We start from the raw sequence: 21,211 nt of genomic DNA, 5'->3' as shown, positions 1-21,211 counted from the left end.
TTCTACTTCTACAGGAGCACGGGTGAGGCCGAATCAGGTCAGTGGATCGGCCTCGACGTCGTAGGGCAGTTCCTGCAGTTTTAGTGAACGGCCGTCTGACAGTGCCAGCTTTTCATCCGCAGCCACCTTGGCAATGGTCAACACCGCCAGCAGCTCGATACCCCGCTCACTGCGACAGGCGTCCACCAGGTTGCCGATACTCTTGCCGCTTTCTCCGAGAATATCCTGAGCCACTTCGGGCAATTCACCGGACTCGCAGCGGGCGCGGTACAGCCGGCGCTTGGCGGCGCCGCGGTATTGCATGCGGGCCACCACTTCCTGGCCGGTGTAGCAGCCCTTCTTGAAGCTGACGCCGCCGAGCAGGTGCAGGTTGAGCATCTGCGGGATAAACAGTTCGCTGGCGGCGCCGTGCAGTTGCGGTATGCCGGCTTCGACCTGTAGTTGCAGCCAGTGGTCGTAGCCCGCCGGGCTGGCTTCCCGCGCGAGACGTTGCCACAGGTCGGCGGCGGATTGCGCCGGCACCAGCAGTGCCACCTGGCGTTCGCTCAGCGCTTCGGCAAGGGCCGATTCGCCGTTGCAGTCGAATTCCTTTACATGGCCGGCGGTCAGGCCTTCCAGCCCCAGTAGTCGGGCGGTGTGTCCGGTCGCGCCCTTGCCCTGCAGGCCCAGCCAGCGATACTGCCCGCTGATATCCGCCAGCTCCGATTTGAAAAAGACGGCGTATTTGGCCAGCGCCTCCCTGGCCGTGGAAGCCAGGTCCCGCGGCAGGCGCAGGAAAATCTTTTCCGGTGAAACCTTGCTGGCACTGAATACGCTGATCGCGCGCCCTTTCGGATTGCAGTGAGCGCCCAGGGTGGCGCTGCCGTCGGGCAGGGTGACCAGGTCGCAGGTGAGCTGGCCCTGGAGGAACTTCTGGCTGTCCGGGCCGGTCACGGACACGGCGCCGAGCGGGCTCAGGTCGATCAGTTGCAGGTCATCGTCGGAGGCCGATTCGAGCGGGGGAAAATGCGCCCGGTTATCCTCCCAGACGGCGCCTTCGGCGGTGAGGAATTCCTGCCACTGCTGCTGATCCATGATACTTCCTGTTCGGGTTGCCTGTGCTGGTATTATTTGGGGGTTGGCGCGGGGATTTCAAGTTGTGCACTGCGCCGGGCCGGCGGTTATACTGCGCGCAATTCAAGGACGCCGGTGCAATTCTGCTCTGCCGGCGTCGGTCAACCGGGATACGAAGTATGGATCGCAATCGCCTGTTTTGGGCCAGCCGCCGCGGTATGCTGGAACTGGACCTGGTACTGCTGCCGTTTCTGGACAATGTCTACGAGACACTGGAGCCGGAGGACCAGCAGCGCTACCAGAAGCTGCTGGACGAGCAGGACCAGGACCTGTTCGCCTGGTTTCTGCGCCGCGAGGATCCCAGCGATCCGGAGCTGCAGCGCATAGTGCAGATCATTCGTGACAATACCGGTCTCCAGAAGTAATTACCCGCAGTACCTGGAGCGCAGCGCCCGGCTGAACTGTGCCGTGGCGCCGTCCCGACTCCTGTCCGCTTTTCTCTGCCTGATGGTCCTGCAATCGCTGGCGCTGCTGTGGTGGTGCCGGCTGCAGCCTCTGTTGCTGTGGCCGCTGGTTCTGTTGGTTGTCGCCTGTGCCAGGTGGGAATGGCGGCGACTGTGCTCGATGCGCGGATCGATCAGTACCCGCGAGCGGCGCTGGTTCTGGCTGGGGGGCGACGGCATCGAGCGGGAATTTGAATTCGGCGGCGAGCTGGTGTTGTGGCGCTGGCTGCTGGTGATCAACGGGCGCGATCTGCAGGGGCGGCGGTTGCGGCTGGTGTTGGCGCGGGACAGTATGGGTTCCGACGACTGGCGGCGGTTGCAGGTTGCCTTGCGTTTTTCGCGCTAGGGGAGGGTGGTACAGGAGTTAGGGGCGGTGAGATCCCCGGATTCCGCTGCGCTCCATCCGGGCTACCTGATGCGCTCTACCTATCCTGCAGAGAGCAACAAGGGTGCGCCGTGCGCACCATTGAGCTGCCCCTACCGAAAGTCCCGAGTCAGACAAACTGCCGCTGGTCGGCAAAGTTCTCCGGCACCAGGATGGTGTCCATCGCCAGCTCGCGCAGGCCGGGATAATCCAGCGAGTAATGCAGGCCGCGGCTCTCGCGGCGGTCGAGGGCCGAGCGAATGATCAGCTCGGACACCAGCGCCAGGTTGCGCAGCTCGATCAGGTCGCTGCTGACCTTGTAGTTGGCGTAGAACTCGCGAATTTCACTCTGCAGCATTTTCACCCGGTGCTCCGCCCGCAGCAGGCGCTTGCGGGTGCGCACGATACCCACGTAGTCCCACATAAAGCGGCGCAGCTCGTCCCAGTTGTGCGAGATCACCACGTCTTCATCGGAATCGGTCACCCGCGAGGCGTCCCAGGCGGCTACCTCCCGTGGCGGCTGGACACCGTCGAGGGTTTCCTCGATATGCAGGGCCGCGGCGCGGGCGTACACCAGGCACTCCAGCAGCGAGTTGCTGGCCAGGCGGTTGGCGCCGTGCAGGCCGGTGAAGGTGGTCTCGCCGATCGCGTAGAGCTGGTCCAGGTCGGTGCGGCCGTGCCGGTCCACCATGACGCCGCCACAGGTGTAGTGGGCGGCGGGCACCACCGGGATCGGCTCCCTGGTGATATCGATACCGTACTGCAGGCAGTTCCTGTAGACGGTGGGGAAGTGCTCGCGCACGAAATCCGCGTCCTTGTGCGAGATATCCAGGTAGAGGCAGTCGGCCCCCAGGCGTTTCATCTCGTGGTCGATGGCGCGGGCGACGATATCCCGCGGCGCCAGCTCGCCGCGCCCGTCGAAGTTCTGCATGAAGCGGCTGCCGTCCGGCAGCTTCAGGTGCGCGCCCTCTCCGCGCAGGGCCTCGGTCACCAGCATCGCCTTGGCCTTCGGGTGATAGAGGCAGGTGGGGTGGAATTGGTTGAACTCCATATTGGCCACCCGGCAGCCGGCGCGCCAGGCCATGGCGATGCCGTCGCCGCTGGCGCCGTCCGGGTTGCTGGTGTAGAGGTAAGCCTTGCTGGCGCCGCCGGTGGCCAGCACCACGGCGCGGCCCTCGAACAGTTCCACTTCCTCGCTCTGTTTGTTGTAGACATAGGCCCCGGCGCAGCGGAAGCGGCCCCTGGTGGGATCCGGTTGGCGGATCAGGTCCAGGGCGATATGGTGTTCGAAGCAGTCGATATTGGCAGACTCGCGCACCTTGTCGATCAGGGTGCTGTGCACGGCGCGACCGGTGGCGTCGGCGCTGTGGATGATGCGACGGTGGCTGTGGCCGCCCTCCTTGGTCAGGTGGTAGTCGCCGTCCTCGCGGGTGAAGCTGACACCCTGGTCGATCAGCCAGCGGATGGCGGCGGTACTGTGTTCCACGGTCATGCGCACGGCGTCCGGGTGGCAGAGGCCCGCCCCCGCGTCTAATGTGTCAGCGATGTGCGATTCCACCGAGTCGGCGTCGTCGAGCACCCCGGCAATCCCCCCCTGGGCGAACCAGGTGGAGCCGTCCCGCAGCCGCTGCTTGGACAACAGCGCCACCCGATAGCGGGCCGCCAGCTTCAGCGCCAGGGTGAGGCCGGCGGCGCCGCTGCCGATGACCAGAACGTCGTAATTTACCTGTGCATTCATATATTTCATTTATGTTTGGCGGTGGCGTAGTATAGCGCCAACTTCAGATTCGTCGATTTGGCCCGGAACTTATGTCTCGACTCCCGTGTCTCCATCACCACAGAAAAAACGCCGCCGGCTCAAACCAGGGCCGCGGTGCGGCTGCTTATGGGAGTAGGGGATGACAGGGCAACAGGCGTCACCGAGTGACCGCCAGCTGGTAGAGCGGGTTCAGAAGGGAGACAAGCGCGCCTTTGACCTGCTGGTGCTCAAGTATCAGCACAAGATCCTCGCAGTGGTAAGCCGTTTTATCAAGGACCACGCGGAAGTGCAGGACGTGACCCAGGAGGCCTTTATCAAGGCCTACCGGGCACTGGCCAACTTCCGCGGTGACAGCGCCTTCTACACCTGGATGTACCGCATCGCCATCAATACCGCCAAGAACCACCTGGTCTCCCGCGGTCGCCGTCCGCCGTCGTCCGACGTGGATCTGGAGGACGCCGAGTACTATTCCGGCGCCGATCTGCTGCGGGACAACGAGACCCCGGAAAACCAGCTGTTCCGCGACCAGTTGGAGTCCGCCGTACACGATGCCATCCGCGCGTTGCCCGAGGACCTGCGGGCCGCGGTGACCCTGCGCGAGATGGAGGGTCTCAGCTACGAGGAGATCGCCGAGGTCATGGGTTGCCCGGTGGGCACGGTGCGCTCGCGGATCTTCCGCGCCCGGGAAGCCATCGATCGCACTGTCCAGGCGGTCATGGCGGGCGAGCCCGAGCCCCTGGATGACCGGGGCTGACGGCATGAACGTGGCCACCAAAATATTTTCCCGCGGGGGAAACAAACGGACGGATACCGGGTCATAGGTAGCAGCGGCCAGGTGCCTCCGGGTATCGGGGCCGGTCTGCGAAAGAAGGGCGTCCCCGAGGCGCTGAAAAACGATTGCACAGAGAGGGTTTACCCGTATGTCTCACGGGAATCATCAGGATCGACTGAACGAGTCGCTGTCGGCGTTGATGGACGGCGAGGCCGGTGAGCTGGAGCTGCAGCGCCTGCTGAAGGCCAGTTCTGCGTCGGCCGAGATGGGCGCGCGCTGGTCGCGCTACCACCTGGCCGCCAGCGCGCTGCGGCGCGAGCAGGTGGCGCCGGTGGACGGCGGCCTGGCGACGAGCATCTCCGCGGCCATCGATCGGGAGGAACCCCTGTCCCAGTCGGGCAGCGGCGCCGCTGAAGCGGCCGGGCAACTGACCCGCAGCCGCTGGTGGCGCCCGGTCTCCCGCGGCGCAGTAGCCGCCACCGTGGCCTTTGCCGCGGTTTTCGGTGTGCAGCAGCTGTCCCAGCCGCAGCCGGGTGGCGATATGCTGGCCGAGGCGGAGCGCCCGGTACAGCAGCCTGTGCAGTCGTCGCCGCAACCGTCCGGATTCTACGTGCCGGCGCCCAGCACCCGCTCCGTCAGTACCGGTGCTCCGCGCCTGGTGCCCGACCAGCAGCCGGGCGTCGCCGGGCAGGCGGCCGTGCAGCAGGTGCCGACTCCCGAGTTGATGCGCCACCTGAACCGGGTGATGATCAAACACTCCGAGCAGGCGGCCCACGTCGGCAACCAGGGCATGGTGCCCTTTGCCCGCGCCACCTACGGCGAGCAGGTGGGGATGTAGCGTGCGGAAGCGAGCTGTTTCCCTTCGCGCCCCGCTGCGGCGACTCCGCAAGGCCGGCGGCCTGCCGCTGTCGGCACTGCTGATCTTTTCTTCCCTGGCGACTGCTCAAGCGCCATCTGCCCCCGCACCGGCCCCGGACGACAGTGTTGCCGCCCCAGAACAGGGGGCGGCGGCCGCGTCCGGCGCCGATGCGACCACCGGTTTCGGACCGGCTGACAGCGGGCGAACGGATGTGAATCACTGGCTGGAAAAACTGAGCCGGGCGGTGACCGGGTTGGAATACAGCGGCCTGGTGACATTCGAACACGCCGGTGTGCTGGAAACCCTCGAAGTGGTACACGCCGTCCGCGAGGGGCAGCAGGTGGAGCGGGTGCGCTACCTGAGCGGTGAGCCCCGCGAACTGATCAGCCACGGCAGCAGCGACAGCTGCGAGCGCACCGGCAACCCGCTGGCGCGTACTGAACTCTGGCGTGGCGCCAGCAGTGCGGATGTCCAGCAGACCTATCACTTTATTCTCCGCGGCAGCGAGCGTATCGCCGACCGGGATGCGGTGGTGATTGAAGCGCGCCCGCGCGATCGGGACCGCCTGGGCATGGTGGTAAGCCTGGATCGCGAGACCGGCCTGCCGCTGAAATCCATGCTGGTGGGTACCCAGGGCCGCGTGCTCGAGCGCTACCAGTTTGTGCGCCTCGACCTGTCGCCGATTCAGGACACTGAACTGGAGCCGAAATCCGACAGTGCGCGCCGGATCGACAACAGCGGTGCATGCGCCTTGGCGCAGAGTCGCTGGCAGCTGGGCTGGCTGCCGGCCGGCTTCGAGCCGGTATCGGTGCGCCCGCTGGCCGATGGCGATATGCTGGTGTTCAGCGACGGGCTCAGCGTGTTTACCGTATTCGTGCAGCGCCTGGGGCCGGAACTGGATTTCAAGGGGCGCGCCATCCGCGGAGCCACCGTGGCCTATATGGACCGCATCGAGGTGGATGGCGTCGACTACACCGTGACGGTGGTGGGGGAGATTCCCGACACCACGGCGCGACGTGTAGCCGGATCTGTCTCCGCCAGCGGTTGAGGCTTCGAGCGAGATCCCTGGCTTATGTTGGAAGAGCGCGGTCGGATTGTGGCCATCGAATCCGGTGCCATCTGGGTCGAGACGATACAGCGCAGCGGCTGTCACGGCTGCTCCGCCAGGGCCGGCTGCGGCACCGGGCTGCTCGGCGACTACTTCTCCAGTGCGTCGCGTATCCGTGTTGCCCTCAACAGCTGGGACCCCGACGACATCGCCCTCAATGACACTGCCGTGATCGGCATCGGCGAAAACACGCTCGCAGGCAGTGCCCTGCTGATCTACCTGCTGCCGCTGGTGACACTGTTGCTGGCCGCGCTGGCCGGTGACGCGGCGGGCGGCGAGGCGGGAGCCATCGCTGGCGGCCTGGCCGGCCTGCTGGGCGGCGCGGCGCTGGTGCGCTGGCACAGCCGCCGCCACGCGGCCGATCCGGCCTACGCACCGATGCTGCTGCGTATCGAGCCCTCACAATCCCCCTGAACACTCCCTGAATTTCAGTTTTCCCGCGTATCTGTTCACCGGCAGGTTCGGTGTTCCTCCCGCTAAGTCGCATTACTCAACCTGAATGGCAGAATTGAAGCTGGCTGACCAGCTGATTTCACCGCTCGGATACTCCCGCCCTTGAGGTCGCTGTTGTGTTTCGCGACACAGTTAGTAGACGCAATTCTCACTTTCCCACTGCTCTCGATAACGGGCGCTTAATTCATTTATTGGGAGCTGGATGGGTATTGTGAGTTTAATCAATTGATTATACGTTTCTTGATCACTTGATTAAAAAAGCGAAGCCATACGATGGATGAGCAGAGAACCGTTTTTCGTCGTTTCTCCACCCGGGCATGCAAAGTAGGTGCTCTTGCACTTGTTGTAGCTCTTCTTGGCAATTGCTCTGAATCCAATAAGGAAAATGCGATAGGACCAATTCCACGGCTGGTGGATACGGCGTTGGTGCAAAGAGCTGACAACAAAGAAACCGTCGTTCTCGCGGGGGAAGTACAGGCGGCAGAACAGTCTGCTTTGAGTTTTGAGGTGGAAGGTGAAATCAAGCATATTTTTGTCGATGTCGGGGACCCCGTAGAGGCGGGACAGGTGCTGGCGGAGCTGGATGAGAGCCGCTACCAATTGGCTAATGCCCTTGCGATTTCTAATGAAATGGAAGCGCTCGCCGCTTATCGTGAACGAAAACTGGATTACGATCGTCACCTTTTGCTGATAGATAAGGGAGTGATCAGTCAGGCACAGTTGGACAACTCCAAAGCCTCTATGGAAACTCTCAAGTCGCGGTATGAGTCTGCCAGAGTTTCCCGGATGTTGGCTGAGAGAGATCTCCGGTTGACGCGCTTGAAAGCCCCCTTCTCCGGCTCAGTCAGTCAGCGCCTTGTCGAACCTTCAGAGCGGGTAGCGCCCAACCAGGTTTTGTTGGAGGTTATCTCTGACAGGGATGGCTATGAAATTGAAACGAACTTACCGGAAAACCTGATTGGCCGGATCGAGGAAAGACAGCGCCACTTGGTAGAGCTCCCAGCGCTGGGGATAAAAGACATTTCCGCTCGTATCAGCCAAATTGGAACCCAATCAAGATCCTCCAACACATATCCCGTGATACTGAAGATTGAAAACGCTGTTCCGGCTCTCAGGTCAGGGATGACGGCTGAAGTACACCTGACATTGGAGAGCGCGAGAGGACGGCAGGCAGATAGAGTACCTGGACTAGCTATTCCCCTGACCTCTCTAATCTATGATGTTGAAGAGAAAGCTCATGTACTGCGTGTATCGGAAGAGAGACGCCTTGAGCGAGTTGATGTTGAAGTAATATCTCTCTATGAAGGGCATGCAAACATAACCGGAAACTTACTGGTGGGAGACCGTATAGTCTCTCGTGGTGGCGAATTTATTGCTGCCGGGGATGCCGTCACAATCCTCGGCGAAGGGCCTGAACGGTTCAACTGAGGTTGGGTTCATGAATTTGTCACAGCTTTCCTATCGTTACCGTGCTGTAGTTATACTTTCCCTGATTCTGGCAATCATCCATGGGTTCTTCAGTTATTTTTCTCTGCCCGCCAGGGAGGATCCTAAAATAACGATTCGAGAGGCCGTAGTGATTACCAGGTTTCCTGGGTTGCCTGCGGAACAGGTTGAGAACAATATTACAAAGGCTCTGGAAGAACACATCAGGAGAATTGGAGAGGTGGAAGAAATACGCTCCACCTCAATGCGGGGGAAATCGATAATTCATGTCGAAATTCATGATAGATACTTCAATCTTGGTCAGATATGGGATGAAGTACGTGAGAAAGTTAATACTGCCAAGGCCGACCTTCCCAAGGGTACGCAAGATCCCGTCATTAATGATGACTTTGGGGATGTGGCGGTTGTTACCATAGCCCTGACTGCGAATGATTTCTCTCAATATGAACAGCTGGAAATTGCTGAGCATGTTCGCACTAAACTGTATGCAGTAGAGGGGACTCAAAGAGTACAGTTACTGGGCGTACAACCACAGAGGATCTACATTGACTTCAGCGAACCCTTAATTTCTGAACTGGGATTGGAGCCCTCAGAGCTGGTATCTCAGCTACAAGCCAGAAATATCATGCCTCCCGCCGGCATCATAGAAACCGGGGCGCAGAGATTTGCCCTGTATGTTTCTGGAGAGTACCAGAGTTTATCTGAACTGGAACGTACAGAGTTAAAATTACCACACAGGCAGGGAACCGTTCGGCTAAAAGATCTCGGACAGGTAAGAAGAGGATACGTAGATCCGGTTGAGCAAGCTGCGTACTTTAATGGAAGGCGAGCGATAGTTTTCGCAGTTTCGATGTTAGATGGATATAGCGTTCTTGATTATGGCGATCGTATCTCCAGAGTCTTAAACCAAATTCGGGAAACTCTCCCAGCGGGATATCATCTGGACGTCATGACTTTTCAAGCTGATCAGGTGGCCGATGCTGTTTATGGAGTCAGTGCCAATGTGATCCAGACACTGATTATAGTGCTCTGTGTCGTTGTAATTTTTCTGGGAGTGAGAACAGGACTTATAGTTGGATCCATTATTCCTGTCACAATGTTGGTAACCATCGCAGTTATGGGGCTTTTGGATCTCTCCTTGGAGCGAATGAGTCTCGCGACACTGATAATTGCGCTGGGGCTGTTGGTTGATAATGCTATTGTTATTGCCGAAGACTTCAAAACACGGCTTGAAAAAGGTGCATCCAGAAATGAAGCGCTGAAACAGACCGGTGATGAGTTGTCAATTCCATTGCTTTCTTCAACTCTTACTACAATATTAGTGTTTCTTCCACTCATGTTGGCTGAAACTGTATCTGGAGAATACACACGATCTATATCTATTGTAATTGCTATTTCCCTGATGTCATCGTGGCTACTGTCTCTGACAGTGACACCTATACTATGTCATAGATTTCTAAAATCCGATAAAGAAAATATTGAATCGGATGAAAAAATAGATGTTCGTTTCTCGGATAGATTTTTTCGATGGATGTCTTTCTATTACGAGAAAATATTGCTGGCAATAATGCATCATCGCCTATTGTTTCTTATGTCGATGTTAATAACACTTGTATTTGGAGTTGGGGTTTTGAAGGCTGTGCCAAAGAAATTCTTCCCGGATTCTGATAGAAGTCAAGTTCTGGTATATATAGATTTTCCTTCTGACATTGCAAAGAACGAGTTAGACAGAAAAATAAAGAATATTAGTGTCAGGCTAAAGAATGATTTAAGACTGAAAGATAATATAGAAAGTGTAGTGTCTTATTCAGGTTTTGGCGGTCCTAGATTTGTGCTTTCCCTTACTCCTATAGATCCAGCACCAAACAAGGGATTTATGGTGATTAATGTTGAAAATAGAGAGGACGTTGAAAAAACTATTGATGAAGTGAAGGTCATTTTAAGTAAGGAATTTCCAGAAATATTTTCTAGAGTTACCAAGATGTTCCTGGGACCATCCGATAGTAGCTTGCTGGAGGTTCAGGTTAAGGGGCCGGATCGTGAAACGATTTATTCTTCTGCCAAAGATGTAATAAGAATACTGAACGAGATTCGAGGAACAATTGATGTAAAACAGAGTTGGGAAGCGCGCATTCCTTCTTTGAGAATAAATGTTGATCAGAATCAGGCCAGAAAAACTGGACTCACTTCCAGTGACATAGTTCAATCTCTCAACGGGGTTATAAATGGCTTCGAGTTTAGTCAATATCGGGACGGTGATCGTGTAATACCGATGGTGTTACGGTATGAGGACGAAAAACGTTCAAGCTTGGAACACTTAAGTTCCCTTATCGTATATCCACTTAACAGACAAGGCATGGGGGTTCCCCTTAATCAGATAGCCGAACTCGAATTGGATAATGGCTACTACAGGATAGATCGCGAAAATTTAGTACGGAGCATTACCGTAGAAGCGCGAAATAGATATATGACGGCTGAAGACCTTGTACCTAAAGTTCGGAAAGAATTGTCAAAGTTGGAGAAAAACCTTCCTCCTGGACATTGGATCGAGTTCGATGGTGTGGTTATAGACTCAGCCGAGGGAAAAAGTGCTCTACAAGCGAACCTGCCATTTTGCTTGTGCCTGATTTTTGTTCTCCTTGTCGCACAATTTAATTCAATTAAGCGTCCACTACTAATTGTCGCCACTATTCCACTCGTTATTGTTGGAGTAGCTATGGGTTTATTGCTTATGCAAGCAGAGTTCGGCTTTATGGTACTTCTGGGAATATACAGTCTGGCGGGAATTATCATTAATAACGCAATAGTTCTCATTGATCGGATAGATATAGACAGAAAAGATCATTCATACACTGTGTATGAGGCAATAGTACGGGCATCGGTCCGTCGACTCAGACCTATAGTAATGTCGACAGTAACGACTGTCCTCGGCTTTTTGCCGTTAATACTTGGACGCGATCCCTTATTTTATGGAATGGCCAGTGCAATGACATTTGGATTGGCTGTTGGAACTATTATGAGCCTGGGAGTTATCCCTGTTCTATATAGCTATTTCCTGGCCAATAAAAATGATTCCAGAGAGAGCTAGAGTTTTAATACCACGCGAGGTCATTATATGAGTGAGAAAGAAAGATTCGAGGATGAAGCCGCCGGGAAATTGATTTACGCAGGGATGCAGCTATTTGGTGAGTATGGGTTCAAGGGAGCCACTACCCGAATGATTGCAAGTGAGGCGGAATCTAACATTGGTTCTATCGCATATTACTTTGGCAACAAGAAGAGCCTATATCTGGCAATTGTCAACCATATAGCGGAAAGAATGAAAGAAAGCTTTAAACTGGATGATGTTTTGAAATTGGAACAGAAGGAAAAAAGTGGTATAGATCAACGGCAAGCCAATCATATTCTAAAAAAAATAATAAAAAATATGATTCAGACATTTATAGCTGATGATGAAGCCAGTAGTTGGCTTTTGTTAATAATGCGAGAACAGGCTAATCCTACAGAAGCCTTCGATATTTTATACAACAAAGTTTTTGACTCAATATATATAAGTATAGGTGATCTTATATCTGTGCTGATGGGACTGGATAAATCCGATGTTCGAGTAACGCTGGAAGCGCACTCTCTTATAGGGCAGGTAGTATTTTTTCTCACTGGTCGAACATCCCTCCTGAGAAGAATGGATGGGGTAATTGAAGGTTCCTACAGTAAAGAGGATATCTCTCTTATCGAGGAGGTTATAACGTCTCGTATCGAATGTTACATGAAGGAAGACTCTTTGATAAGTTAAAAAAATGTATGGAATATGCTTTATATTAATATAGAGTTTGAATAAATAATAAGTAGGTGGCATTAATTTGCGTTTGATAAGGGGAGGCTTCATCTTAATATAACGGAGAGCGAAAATGAATATAGGCTGCATTCAGGATTGTAAAGGTTGTAGGAAGTATTTTCCGGGAAAATTGCTTTCACCATATATTAATAGTTTCCAGGTTTTTTCGGGAGGCTTCGAATTTTATAGAGTTATTGATTTATACCCAGATGGAGGCATTGGCCTAATTGTTAACCTGGGCGAATCGGTCACTATTAATGAAAAAGTACTTGGAAAAGGTGTGTACTTTGATGGTGCAAACTCAAGAAATGTTTCCCTATGTATTGATGGTAAAGTAAATCTGATCAGGATAAGGTTCAATCCGGGAATGTTTTATCTTTTTTTTAAAATGAATCTATCAAATTATCATAATGTTCTTGATAACTTATGCTTTACGAATAATATATTTCCGAGGAATTTTTTTAAATTTCTTGAATTTTGTGATTCGGACATACAGAAGATAACAGCAGTAGAAACTTGGTTGACTTATAACCTTTCAGATCCGGACAATAATATATTGCTAGTTCTTTCCATACTGAAGCATATAAATTCCAATCAGTATGATATCAAACTGCAGGCCTTGGCGGAAGATATGGGAGTAGAAATAAGAAGGCTACAACGGCTTTTCAGGAAGGTTGTTGGAATGACCCCCAAGAAATTGGTAAAACTCTTACGTGCAGATAATGCGAGAAGAATGCTGGATGCTAATGACTCATTGAGTTGCCTCGATATTACATATCGCTGTGGCTATTATGATCAAGCTCATTTTAACCGCGAGTTCAAAGGTTTTTATGAAATTACACCAAGTGAATATCGAAAAAGAGCTGTCGAAAAGAGATCTAACTATATCGCATAAATGGATTAATTGGACGACTGTTCTCCCTGTTATCTAAAGCACCCTCTGGCAGGGTGTTTTTTATGAGCGCTGCTGTATTTTAAATATACGAGGATTCAACCTCGAAGCGCATACGAGGCTGTAAATAATTCTGTGTAACCGCCCATACCGTTTATACAGCCTGTGCCGCTAGATAAAAAAATATTGATTCCTTCTGCATGTAATCTTACTCTAATATTTTAACTTAAAGAGAGGGCCGTACGCTGCTGTAAAAAAGTGCATTTTGTAATTGTATTTTTATTTTTCGCCCAGTTTTGGAGCGCTTAACATAATTGTTAAATCTATGACATGTATTGGAAATATATAAAATAATAAATCATTTTTTTCAGTTCATTCTGTCGTAAATTTACTATTTTCCATTCTGATCAATAATTTAATCTGAATTTAAGCGTAGAAATTAATCATTTTTTTGATCTTCTCTATTCTGTTCTGAAATATTCGATTAGAAAGGGGCTGGACATGTCAATTTCAAAGAAGCTTCAAAAGAGCGTAAACATTTACTCTCCAGAAAGAATTCTGAGTCCACAGAGTATTTGTGACGCCTATCCGTTAGGTCGAGAGGAAGCAGCCTTTATAGAGAGCTCCCGTAGGACTGTGAGGCGTATTATTCATAGGGAAGACCCCAGGTTGCTGGCAATTGTTGGGCCCTGTTCCATACACGATATTGCCGGGGCACAGGAGTATGCATGCAAATTGAAGGAGCTCCATGAGCAATATAAAGACAGCCTTTACATACTAATGCGAACTTATTTTGAGAAACCACGCACAACAGTGGGATGGAAAGGTTTTATCAATGATCCGGATCTGAATAGATCGTTTGAAATCCAAAAAGGAATATGCAAGGCCAGGGAGTTGCTACTTTTTATGGCAGGCCTGGAGCTGCCGTGCGCTACAGAAATATTGGATCCTATAACTTCCAGGTATCTGGGAGACCTCACCAGTTGGGTTGCCATTGGAGCACGAACCACGGAATCCCAGGTACACCGTGAAATGGCAAGTGATCTTTCTGTGCCAGTGGGATTCAAGAATGGAACTGATGGCAACATCCGGATAGCTGCCAATGCCATGAAGTCGGCAGCCAGCTCACACTCTTTTCTCAGGGTCGATGATGATGGACTTATTTCTATTATAAAAAGTCAGGGCAATTCTGATAGCCATTTGATACTCAGGGGTGGAACAAAACCAAATTATTTCAAGGAATGTGTATCGGAATCTGAAAAAATCCTATTGGATTCGGGAGTTAATTGTAGTGTTGTAATAGATTGCAGTCACGGTAATGCAAAACCAGATTATAAGAATCAACTTCAGGTGATTGAAAGCGTTGGGCGACAAGTAAAGTTTGGTGGAAATTCTATTTCCGGAGTGATGCTGGAGAGCCATTTATATGAAGGGAAGCAGTCCGTAAATGTTGGAACTTTGGAAAATCTGAAATATGGAGTTTCAATAACAGACCCCTGCATAGGTTGGGATGATACCCGGGAAGCATTAAAAAATCTTGGTAAAGACGTCTTACAATCTTTTGAAAGTAGATTGAATCATAAAAGCTTTGCTGACGTAGTTTGTTCTTGAATTTCTTGAAATCTATATGATCTTAAGATCTAAAAAACTAATATTTATCTCAGTTTTAGCCAGTTCTACCCAATGGAGGGTGCTATGAAGAAAAGTATAGCAGTTATAGGTGCGGGTTTGTCCGGAATAGCAGCTATAAAACAGCTGTCAGACGAGGGGCACAATGTTCAATGCTTTGAAAAACTGAGTGATTTAGGTGGCGTTTTCTCATTAAATGAAACATATGAGAACCTTCACCTCACCATATCCAACTATTTCATGGCTTACTCGGATTTCATACCTTCCAATGAAAGGCTGAAATTTTGGTCGAAAGAAGAGTATAGGAAGTACCTTTTGTCCTATGTTGAGAAATTTAAGCTTTTCGAAAAAATAACATTTAATACGGAAGTTGTTTCTATCAAGCAGACTTCAGAAGACGCTCTCTGGACTGTGGAGGTTTCCAGATCTGGGAGAAGTAAGATATTGGAATTTGATGCCGTTGTCGTATGTTCTGGGCACTTTCAGAGAGAAAAAATCCCTGAAATTCCTGGTTTGAATTTTTTCAGAGGAAGTGTAACTCACTCAAAGTCCTATCGAGATAAAAGTTTTTTTTCTGATAAGAGAGTTCTCTGTATCGGAATGGGAGAGAGTTCGGCTGATATAACTTCCGAGATATCAAGTGTTGCGAAAAAGTGCATTCTTTCTTTGCGGAGATATCCCGCAGTAGCCCCTAGATATATGCCTTTTCAAGAAGACAGCTACTTCACAATAGATACATCATGGACAACGTCGAGAATTATCAACAGGCTTCCACACAGATTTCATGCGGGCATAACGAAAAGCTTATTCAGTCGATATGTGAAAAGTCTGAATCCGGATCTAAGGCTAAGAGGACAGTGGCTTTTGAAAGCAGGCCCGTCCTATAATCAAACTATTACAAAGAATGAAAGACTGTTCAAGCCTATCGCCGATGGCTATGTAATTCCTAACATTGGCGGTATCGAGAGATTTAAAGAAAACAAGGTTGTCTTTAAGAATGGGATAGAAGAAGAAATCGATGCGATAGTATTCTGTACCGGATACAAACTGGAATTCCCATTTTTTGATAGGTCTATTGATAATATCAGGGATCTATACAAGCAAATTTTTATTCCGGAAGTGGGAGATTCACTGGCTTTTGTTGGCTTCGCGCGCCCACAGCAGGGAGGTATTCCTGCTATAGCGGAGATGCAATCCAGATATTTGGCAAAACTTTACAGTGGAAAATCCAGTTTGCCTCCAATATCCGAGCAGAAAAATGTAATTAAACATGATACTGAACATTGGCGGAGAGAGTACAAAATAACACCTGACGTGGCATCTTTAGTCAACTATTGTCACTACATGGACTCTATGGCGAAGCTGGTTGGTTGTATGCCACGAATTCCTTCGGCCCTGGAGAACTTCAGACTTCGAGTAAAACTTCTGCATGGTCCACAATTTTCGGCTCAATACCGTATCTCTGGACCTCACAGTAACACTGAAGAATCTAGAAACTTCTTGCTTGGCTTCCCAAATATATTCTCCTGGAAGAGAATTTTATATTTGGAGTTGGGAACAGCTTTTTGCAAGTTAGCTTCGTTTATACCCAGGTTCAGGCTCAGGTTTTCTCCAGAATATAAGATAAAGAGATCTGCAGCGACCTAATAAATAGGATTCTGGTATTTTCTAACTTTTAATCAGGTTGAAATATATGATTAGATTATCTAATGATTCATTTCGTGGAGTTGATGGGGATTCCTCGGGAGCTGATTTTCTTAGTAAATTCCAGAGAATCATATTATCTTCTGACGGAACCATGACCAATTTGCTGGAAGAGATCACTGGGGAAAACCTATGCGCCAACAAAATTATGGAAGACGCCGATGCCTCTATCAATTATACGTCGGGATTAAGAATAGAAAGAGGGCAGTCTGCCTGTCGCCGAATTGTAACACTTCAAGGAGCAGAATCGGGTATCAACTATCTTTACGCGGAATCAGTAATAGCTTTAGATAACCTCGATAAAAGATTTTCCCAAGCTTTGCTTAGTACTGGCAGTCCTATAGGGAAGGTTTGGGAATTATACAAAGTCGAAACATATAAGAAGCTCGAGGAATGGGGCGAGGTACAGGCCGGAGAGATTGCGTGTTATTTTGCTATTAGTGAAGAGGAGTCTCTTCTCTACAGAACTTATTTTGTTTTCTCTGGTGGGAAACCAGTAATGAAAATAAAAGAAATGTTTCCAAAGAAATGGTTTGAAAATATCAACTTTTCAATCAGTAAAGTTGAAAAAAATGGTTGGATAGGAATTACCATTATTTAGGTTCTTTATTGGCAGTTTTATAGTTTGGCGAATAATTTAAATCTGGAGGCTTGGAATGTATAGGAAATTAAATGAAGAAATGCCATATGATGGTTCAATGGATAGCGCCACGGAAAATGAAAAAGAGAGAGTCATTCCAGGTCCTTCACTATTTTCATGGGACAATATATCTCCATTTATAAGTGATAAAATGCACCTCAAGTTAAGGAGTCTGTCAAAAAAGTATGGTGATGTTTTCCAGGTTAATATGGCAGGTGAAAAATGGGTTATCCTCACTAGCTATCAATCAACCTGGGACGCACTAGTTAACCAGGAAGGTTTACTGGTAGATAGGGCGGCTATGCCAGCATTCAGGTTACCGCCCGTTGGTTACTTCATGGAAACCAAGAGTGGCGATCACTGGATTAAGCACCGAGGATTGTTTCTGGATTCAATAAAAGAGTATTTTTCCGGCCGATGGTCTGAAATTGGGGAGTGGTTGTATGAAGAGACAGAGCGATTATCCGACTATATGGAAAGTGAGGAAGGAAATGCTTTTGATCCTAATAACTATATAACGTTAACCAATCTTAGTTTTATCCAGAGAATGATGTTTGGCGAAAGGTATTTTGAAGGCGATGATAATGATTTCGATGGAAGTGTTTTAACCTACCTTCCAAACGGATTCATACACACCGTCAGGTATGGTTATGTTCCAAAGATACTTCACATGTTTTATCTTTCAAGAAAAAAGACAATTGTTGATTTCAGAGATGGAATAAACAAACTGGCAGATTATGTTTCCAGAAATTTTGAGGAGCGTAGCAGGTCGTATGATCCAAATAATATGCGAGATGTATGCGACCACTTGATAAGGGCGTGTTCTTTGCTGTCTGAAGATGAGAGAGAGACTTTTGACTTACAGGGATGGAAAATTGCGATCGGTTCTCTTTCACAGTTTGCCGGTGCTGGAACAGGGGTTGCCACTTTCGCTATACGTTGGGCATTAATCTATTTGGTGAAAAACTCTGACGTTCAGGAAGAGCTCTATAATGAAATGAGGTCTGTATTGACGGAGCCACCAAAAATGTCAGATAAAAGCAAGCTGCCGTATATGCAGGCATTCATTAATGAAGTATTACGACACTCTGGTCTAAGTCCTATGCCGGCTATTTACTATGCGACGTCTCGCGACGGGAGTATCAAGGGTTATCCAATCAAGAAAGGGACTCCTGTGATTGTGGACTATTATGGTGTGACCAGAGACTCGAATGTCTGGAAATCTCCAGACTCTTTTGATCCAAAAAGGTTTATTGATGTTCACGGGAAGCTGGATAAAGAAAAACAGAATAAATTTTTTCCGTTTGGCGTTGGGGCGAGGCGGTGTGTCGGAGAGCATATTGCCAGAATGCAGGTATTCCTTTTCTGTGCAAACCTGGTTTACAGGTTCAGATATAGCGCGCCGTCAGAAAATGCCTTTAATGTAGAAGAAATGCCAGGGGTATTCCTTGTTCCCAAGAGCTTCAAGATAAAAGCCGAGAAAAGAATTCATGCTGTTTGATATTTATAATTAACACATTTTTGGGGGCATGAAGATGTATCGAAATGAAATTTTTAATAGGGATATATCATATTCTCGTGATAAGCGACGTCTGAATAGAAGTTGCCCTCCGGGTCCGTCTAGACTGTCATTTAGCAATTTATCTCCATTTGTTAGTCAGGATATGCATATAAAGCTTAATAAGCTGGCTGATACATATGGAGATGTTTATCGACTAAAAGTCAGTGAAGGAGATATCGTTGTTCTAAACGGTCTTAATACTGTCAATTATGCATTGCTTGACCAAGATGATGTTTTTATGCATAGGGCAGAGTTTGATATTATGAAGCAGTATCCTCAGCGCCATTTCATGGAGTTGAAAAGTGGTGAAAGCTGGATGAAACACAGGCATATATTTATCACGGCAATAAGAAACTACTTTTCAAGTAAGTCTGGAGAAATAGAAAGGTGGTATTTAGAGGAAGTAAATGAGTTGGCACAGGGCATGAGAAAGAATCAAGGCATAGCTTTTAATCCGGCATATCTTTTGGCTTATGTTAACCTGAGTTTTATGCAAAGGATGGCATTTGGTCGTAGATGCAGCGAAAATGATAAGCATGGATTTGATGTCGATGCCAGAGGCACCATGCCAAACAATGTGATGAATGCAATTAATTTCGGCTTGCTTCCCAGATTTTTTAAACTGATTTTTTTTGCTTTCAGGGTCCGTAATATTTTAGGGGCAATAAAGAACCTCAGTGGACTGACCGCATATATAGACCTAAACTCGAAGGAAAGGAAAAGGACCTACTCTCCAGGCAGGTTGCGTGACATTTGTGATCATCTATTGAAGGCATACTTTCAACTCGACACTGAGGAGCGAAAAAATCTAGGTCTTAATTATGACGATGTTGTCAATGGATCTTTAAACCAGTTTATTGGTTCGGGGGTTACCCTTTCTTCCTCTGCTTCACTCTGGATGCTGTATTATTTAATGAAATATCCTGATGTTCAAAAGGAACTGCAGAGTGAGATGGACTCTACCCTGTCTGGGCCCCCGAAAATGTCGGACAGAAGTAAGCTGCCGTACATGCAGGCATTTATATGTGAAGTATTACGACACATCCCAATTTTTATTATCCCGGCTGTTCATTATCGTACAGGAAAGGATACCGTGATTAATGGCTTCTTTATAGGTAAAGATACACCGATAATAATAAACTATCATAGCGTCACTCGAGATCCTGTTGCCTGGCCGGATCCGGAGTCGTTTGATCCAAAGAGATTTATTGACTCTTCTGGAAATTTTCGAAAGGAGCAGCAGAATAAATTTTTTCCTTTTGGTATTGGGGCCCGCCGATGTATTGGCGAGCATATAGGAAGAATGCAGATATTTTTGGTTCTGGCCCAGTTGTTGTATCAATTTGACTTCTCGTTTCCTGAAAAAGGTGATACCAGTGAGGTGCGGCCAGGTATGCTGAGGGTTTTGAAAGACTGCCGTATAGTGGCTACACCACGAAGATAAATAGCATTGTATAAGAGAAAGGCTATGACCTCTATGTTAACTGGAGCGACTACTCGAGCCCGTGACTCTATTTCGCTGGTGACGAGAGACCGGAGGCCTATATTAAGGGGAATATTGCTGTGGGGGGCTTGGTTGGTTGCTTTCTATGCAGTCTGGGTATTTCTGGTTTTTGTCTTGGGCAACTGGACGCAGGTAAAAGAACATTGGCCGATGGCAGTCGCGATGGCTCTGGGCAGTTACGCGGCAGGATCTACGCCTATGGGTGGAGGAACCGTGGGCTTCCCGGTATTGGTATTGCTGTTCGATACACCGGCGAGCCTTGGACGGGATTTCAGTTTCGCGGTACAGGCCATCGGTATGGTTAGTGCAAGCTTCTTTTTGTTTGCGAGGCGACAACCGATGGCCGGCTCCATGTTGAAAGGGGCAATATGGGGCTCCCTGTTGGGGACTCCTCTGGGTATTCAGTTTATTGCACCACTGGTTCCTGAATTGTGGATCAAGCTGGCTTTCGCTGTAGTTTGGGGAAGCTTCGGTATCCTGCATTTGTATCGTCTTCGGGAAATTATCAGCCATACGGGCAATGGCAGTCTGCACCCGGCGAGGGACTTCCGGATTGGTTTGGTTTTGGGGGCGCTGGCAGGGGCTTTTGCGGTGGCGATTACCGGAGTAGGGATCGATATGGTGATCTATGCTGCACTTGTACTGTTTAGCCGTGTGGACCTGAAAATCGCCATTCCGACTTCGGTGGTGATTATGGCGTTTAATTCCTTGGTTGGCGTGGTGGTAAAGAGCGTCATAGGTGATTGGCACCCAGAAGTGTATGGAAACTGGCTCGCTGCTGCGCCAGTGGTGATTCTCGGTGCGCCCCTGGGAGTATTCATTGTCGCCTTGATCGACCGAAAATTGACGCTTCTTGTCGTTGCACTTCTTTGTGTAGTCCAATTGGCTTGGACTTGTTACGCCGAGAGGGCCGCGCTGGGGACCCTTGGACTGCTGGCGGCCACCGGTGCCGTGGGGGCATGCCTGCTGGTTTTCGAGTGGTTGCGCAGTTTGGGCCGCGGGTTTGTACATGGCAACGGGAACTTGCAAGACACGACTGTAGGGCCTTCCGATAGGGCGCCTCACACCTCTCTTTCCCTGCTCGGGTGAGGAGTCTTTCCAGAGCGGCGCATTCGCTTTTGGCCCCTTC

18 protein-coding genes are annotated in these 21,211 nt (G+C 49.9%); 16 read left to right on the top strand and 2 right to left on the bottom strand.

The window, feature by feature from the left end:
* Positions 1-33 precede the first annotated feature (33 nt).
* Positions 34-1,074 carry a CAF17-like 4Fe-4S cluster assembly/insertion protein YgfZ gene (gene ygfZ, locus MWN76_RS15930; protein WP_250462993.1) on the bottom strand — a complete coding sequence of 347 codons (1,041 nt, stop codon included), beginning with the start codon at positions 1,072-1,074 and terminating at the stop codon, positions 34-36.
* 158 nt (positions 1,075-1,232) lie between these two features.
* On the opposite strand from ygfZ, the gene MWN76_RS15925 reads away from it, so the two are divergent.
* On the top strand, positions 1,233-1,478 hold the full coding sequence (locus tag MWN76_RS15925) for an FAD assembly factor SdhE (protein WP_250462989.1): 246 nt from the start codon (positions 1,233-1,235) through the stop codon (positions 1,476-1,478).
* Positions 1,453-1,902 (top strand): protein YgfX, encoded by a 450-nt coding sequence (locus MWN76_RS15920; protein ID WP_250462986.1) that lies wholly within the window; start codon positions 1,453-1,455, stop codon positions 1,900-1,902. Before MWN76_RS15925 ends, MWN76_RS15920 begins: the two co-directional genes overlap by 26 nt.
* Positions 1,903-2,050: 148 nt before the next feature.
* Here the strand turns inward: MWN76_RS15920 and nadB are convergent, their stop codons facing one another.
* Positions 2,051-3,667: an L-aspartate oxidase gene (gene nadB / locus MWN76_RS15915; protein WP_250462983.1), complete on the bottom strand. Its 1,617-nt coding sequence runs from the start codon at positions 3,665-3,667 to the stop codon at positions 2,051-2,053.
* Between the two features lie 151 nt (positions 3,668-3,818).
* Between nadB and rpoE the strand changes: the two genes are divergently transcribed.
* The 14 genes from rpoE (at position 3,819) to MWN76_RS15845 (ending at position 21,171) form a co-directional block, all read left to right on the top strand.
* Entirely contained in the window at positions 3,819-4,433 is a 615-nt protein-coding gene (gene rpoE / locus MWN76_RS15910) for an RNA polymerase sigma factor RpoE (protein ID WP_250462981.1), read from the top strand.
* A gap of 166 nt (positions 4,434-4,599) precedes the next feature.
* A complete protein-coding gene (locus MWN76_RS15905; RefSeq protein ID WP_250462978.1) occupies positions 4,600-5,289 on the top strand; it encodes a sigma-E factor negative regulatory protein in 690 nt (229 codons plus the stop codon).
* Position 5,290: 1 nt separating this feature from the next.
* A complete protein-coding gene (locus MWN76_RS15900; RefSeq protein ID WP_250462975.1) occupies positions 5,291-6,358 on the top strand; it encodes a MucB/RseB C-terminal domain-containing protein in 1,068 nt (355 codons plus the stop codon).
* A 24-nt stretch (positions 6,359-6,382) separates the two neighbouring features.
* Positions 6,383-6,832, top strand: coding sequence for a SoxR reducing system RseC family protein (locus MWN76_RS15895; protein ID WP_250462972.1), 450 nt, complete (start codon positions 6,383-6,385; stop codon positions 6,830-6,832).
* Positions 6,833-7,144: 312 nt separating this feature from the next.
* Positions 7,145-8,299, top strand: coding sequence for an efflux RND transporter periplasmic adaptor subunit (locus MWN76_RS15890; protein ID WP_250462969.1), 1,155 nt, complete (start codon positions 7,145-7,147; stop codon positions 8,297-8,299).
* Positions 8,300-8,309: 10 nt separating this feature from the next.
* Positions 8,310-11,405: an efflux RND transporter permease subunit gene (locus MWN76_RS15885; protein WP_250462966.1), complete on the top strand. Its 3,096-nt coding sequence runs from the start codon at positions 8,310-8,312 to the stop codon at positions 11,403-11,405.
* 27 nt (positions 11,406-11,432) lie between these two features.
* Positions 11,433-12,110 (top strand): CerR family C-terminal domain-containing protein, encoded by a 678-nt coding sequence (locus MWN76_RS15880; protein WP_250462964.1) that lies wholly within the window; start codon positions 11,433-11,435, stop codon positions 12,108-12,110.
* A gap of 115 nt (positions 12,111-12,225) precedes the next feature.
* Complete coding sequence (locus MWN76_RS15875; protein WP_250462961.1) at positions 12,226-13,047, top strand: helix-turn-helix domain-containing protein; 822 nt, start codon at positions 12,226-12,228, stop codon at positions 13,045-13,047.
* A 498-nt stretch (positions 13,048-13,545) separates the two neighbouring features.
* A complete protein-coding gene (locus MWN76_RS15870; RefSeq protein ID WP_250462958.1) occupies positions 13,546-14,655 on the top strand; it encodes a 3-deoxy-7-phosphoheptulonate synthase in 1,110 nt (369 codons plus the stop codon).
* An 84-nt stretch (positions 14,656-14,739) separates the two neighbouring features.
* Positions 14,740-16,320 (top strand): flavin-containing monooxygenase, encoded by a 1,581-nt coding sequence (locus MWN76_RS15865; RefSeq protein WP_250462955.1) that lies wholly within the window; start codon positions 14,740-14,742, stop codon positions 16,318-16,320.
* A 46-nt stretch (positions 16,321-16,366) separates the two neighbouring features.
* Positions 16,367-16,978, top strand: coding sequence for a chorismate--pyruvate lyase family protein (locus MWN76_RS15860; protein ID WP_284500585.1), 612 nt, complete (start codon positions 16,367-16,369; stop codon positions 16,976-16,978).
* 55 nt (positions 16,979-17,033) lie between these two features.
* The gene (locus tag MWN76_RS15855; protein ID WP_250462949.1) at positions 17,034-18,518 is read left to right on the top strand and encodes a cytochrome P450; all 1,485 of its coding nucleotides are present in this window, start codon (positions 17,034-17,036) and stop codon (positions 18,516-18,518) included.
* A 28-nt stretch (positions 18,519-18,546) separates the two neighbouring features.
* Positions 18,547-20,022 carry a cytochrome P450 gene (locus MWN76_RS15850; RefSeq protein ID WP_345780078.1) on the top strand — a complete coding sequence of 492 codons (1,476 nt, stop codon included), beginning with the start codon at positions 18,547-18,549 and terminating at the stop codon, positions 20,020-20,022.
* Between the two features lie 132 nt (positions 20,023-20,154).
* Positions 20,155-21,171, top strand: a complete 1,017-nt coding sequence (locus MWN76_RS15845; RefSeq protein WP_250462943.1) for a sulfite exporter TauE/SafE family protein — start codon at positions 20,155-20,157, stop codon at positions 21,169-21,171.
* Positions 21,172-21,211 lie beyond the last annotated feature (40 nt).

The sequence above is a fragment of the Microbulbifer litoralis genome (assembly GCF_023634065.1).
Taxonomy (GTDB): domain Bacteria; phylum Pseudomonadota; class Gammaproteobacteria; order Pseudomonadales; family Cellvibrionaceae; genus Microbulbifer; species Microbulbifer litoralis.
The sequence above is the reverse complement of the archived record's forward strand: the minus strand, read 5'-3'. Positions and strand labels throughout refer to the sequence as shown.